This is a genomic window from Aquiflexum sp. (assembly GCF_977115555.1).
The window spans coordinates 1-2,805 of record NZ_CDSBKL010000470.1 but is presented as its reverse complement, the minus strand read 5'-3'; the positions used below and the strand labels follow the sequence as shown (position 1 = coordinate 2,805).

2 protein-coding genes are annotated in these 2,805 nt (G+C 41.4%); one reads left to right on the top strand and one right to left on the bottom strand.

Annotated features, from left to right (window positions below; translation table 11 throughout):
• Positions 1–207 precede the first annotated feature (207 nt).
• Positions 208–1,317: a Fic family protein gene (locus tag ACZFYI_RS18385; RefSeq protein ID WP_462525582.1), complete on the bottom strand. Its 1,110-nt coding sequence runs from the start codon at positions 1,315–1,317 to the stop codon at positions 208–210.
• 48 nt (positions 1,318–1,365) lie between these two features.
• Between ACZFYI_RS18385 and ACZFYI_RS18380 the strand changes: the two genes are divergently transcribed.
• Positions 1,366–2,631 carry an aminotransferase class V-fold PLP-dependent enzyme gene (locus ACZFYI_RS18380; protein ID WP_462525581.1) on the top strand — a complete coding sequence of 422 codons (1,266 nt, stop codon included), beginning with the start codon at positions 1,366–1,368 and terminating at the stop codon, positions 2,629–2,631.
• The last annotated feature ends 174 nt before the right edge of the window (positions 2,632–2,805 follow it).

The following is a 2,805-nucleotide window of genomic DNA, read 5'->3' as shown; positions in this document are numbered from 1 at the left end:
GTTCAAAAACCAAAGACAAAAGAATGTCCCTCCTGTGCCATGGACATAAATTCTAAAGCTGAATTCTGTCCCATCTGCGAGTACCATTTTCCAAAAAGAAACCCTGTTTACCAATGGGTTGCGATACTATTGGCAATACTGATGCTTTTGCTGATGCTTTTTTAAACATCCCTCATTTTTCATTCTTAATTCACAATTCACAATTCCTCAAACAAGCTCCAAATGCCTTTCAAGAGAATCTTTGACGGCGTCAGCTACCAGATGATAAAAAACCTCAGGATTATTATCTACCTGTACTGCTTCCAAAGCACGGTAATAAGCCAACTTTGAGTTAAGGTCTCCTTTGAGATTGGCTATCGTATATCCTCTCTTGAGCAAAATAAGATTCATCACCAGCCTGCTGCTTCGACCATTTCCATCAATAAAAGGGTGGATACTGACTAACCTTTCGTGCATCTCAGCAGCCAAAATCACCGGATGCAAACGTTTCTTTTGCTTATCATAATGGATGAAATACTCTTCCATCATCTTATCCAACAAATACGGCTGTGGGGGCACATGGGCGCTGCCTGATATCCTCACAGGAACTGACCGAAACTTCCCGGCATTGTCCCTATCAATCCCCTTAAGAATCAAATAGTGCAACTCCATCAAAACCCTGGGACTATAATCCAACTGGTCAGTAACCAATTGCTCCATGTAAGAAATCGCCTCGGCGTGATTTATGGCCTCAAGGTGCTCCCTCATGGATTTCCCTCCGATGGTAATACCTTCATTGACCACGAGATGCGTCTCCTGCAAAGTAAGTGTGTTTCCTTCGATCCTGTTGCTTTCGTAGGTATAAGCGATATGAAAGAATTCCTGCATCTTTTGAAGCTGAGTAGGATTCAAAGGCCTTTTGGACTGCCACTTGGCTTTAAGCTCATCAATCTGCCTCAGCTTATCCTGAATTGAGCTACTCAATGCCTCCAGTGTCAAGACCTGCTGACTTGAAAGGTAAGCCACCCTGGATTCGGCCATCACCAAGATCTCGCTTGCGTTTTCTTCCTGAGCCAAGAGATTATATACCTTCTCAGCAAGCCACATTTTCCTCATATTTTCAAAAGGAAGCTGAAGTGCTTCTGTAAGCGCCTTTAAATTATCCTCGGTAGGAAGACGGTTCCCTTTTTCATACTTGGATATCAGGGCAGGATCAATCCCTGTCTGAAAAGCCAGATTCCTCACTACTATTCCCTTCTCATTTCTTCTTTCAAAAAGAACTTCCGCTAATGTACTCACCTTGTTGACTTTTATTTTGTTGACAAATTTATTCAACATTTTTTGGTTTAAAAATTTTTTTCACCATTTTGTTTTAAATTTCTCACCATGAACAAACGGAACTTCCTTAAAACCCTCACCTTGACTGGCATTGCTTCGTCTGCTTCTTTTGAAGCCTTCTCAAAAACCATTGACGCATATTCCCATATCAACCCAATAGACTTAGCCAAGGATGAAGATTTCTGGCAAAAGATCAGGGATGGCTATAAGCTAAAGCCTGATTACATCAACCTCGAAAATGGTTATTATTGCTTTATTCCCACAGAAACTCTAGAAAACTACATCAATCACATCAGGGAGATTAATTATCAGGGCTCTTGGTATTTTCGTACCGTTCAGTGGGAAAATAAGGACAAAGCAGCAGCAAGGTTGGCCGAGGTTTTTGGAGGAAGTCCTGATGAGGTTGCCATTACCCGAAATGCGACTGAATCCTTGGACATTATCATCTCAGGTTATCCTTGGCAAAAAGGGGATGAGGCCATATTTGCAGAACAGGATTACGGCAGCATCCAAAACATGTTTACCCTTGCCTCCCGAAGGCATGGCATCACCAATAAAATCGTCTCCATTCCAAACCATCCCAAGACGGATGAGGAAATAGTCAAAATCTATGAAGACGCCATCACCCCAAACACCAAACTGATGATGGTCAGCCACATGATCAACATCACAGGACAGATCCTCCCTGTAAAAAAAATCTGCGACATGGCTCACCGACATGGTGTGGAAGTGATGTTGGACGGGGCACACTGCATTGCCCATTTTGATTTCAAAATCGAAGACCTCAATTGCGACTATTACGCTTGCAGTTTGCACAAATGGCTGAGTGTACCATTGGGATCGGGCCTTTTGTATGTCAAAAAAGATAAAATCAATAAGATTTGGCCTCTTTTGGCACCTTACGAACTCGACCATGCCAATATCAAAAACCTCAACCATATAGGAACACATCCTGTAGCCACTGACCTTGCTGTCAACAATGCTTTGGACTATTTCGAAAAAATCGGTGCTGAAAGAAAAGAGGCAAGGTTGCGTTTTCTCCAGAATTACTGGAGCGATAAAGTCAGAAATGTTCCCAATATAAATGTCAATACCCCGGCAGATCCTTCCCGTTCCTGTGGCATTGCCAATGTCGGCATTGAAGGGATAGATCCAAATCAAATGGCAAAAACCCTGATGGATAAATACAAAATCTATACTGTCGGCATTAACTATGCCGGGGTGGTTGGATGTAGAATCACACCAAACATCTATACCTCCACTAAAGAGTTGGATGTGTTTGTCAATGCCCTAAAAGAAATGGCAAAATCGTAAAAGCTTCTCAATTAAATCATTCAGTTCATCTTTCATTAGGACTTAGAAATAATCTCCTAAAGTAAACTTATTCCAAATTGGTTTATCAAACCAAATATCCGGTTCGCTCCATTTTCACCAAATATTCTCTTGTTTTTTAACCTTTTCCATAAGTTTAAAGATGCATTATGAAAT

What these genes read in the sequence shown, in the direction of transcription:
- ACZFYI_RS18385 (WP_462525582.1), bottom strand. Translation starts at nt 1,317, where the DNA reads ATGTTGAATAAATTTGTCAACAAAATAAAAGTCAACAAGGTGAGTACA.
- ACZFYI_RS18380 (WP_462525581.1), top strand. Translation starts at nt 1,366, where the DNA reads ATGAACAAACGGAACTTCCTTAAAACCCTCACCTTGACTGGCATTGCT.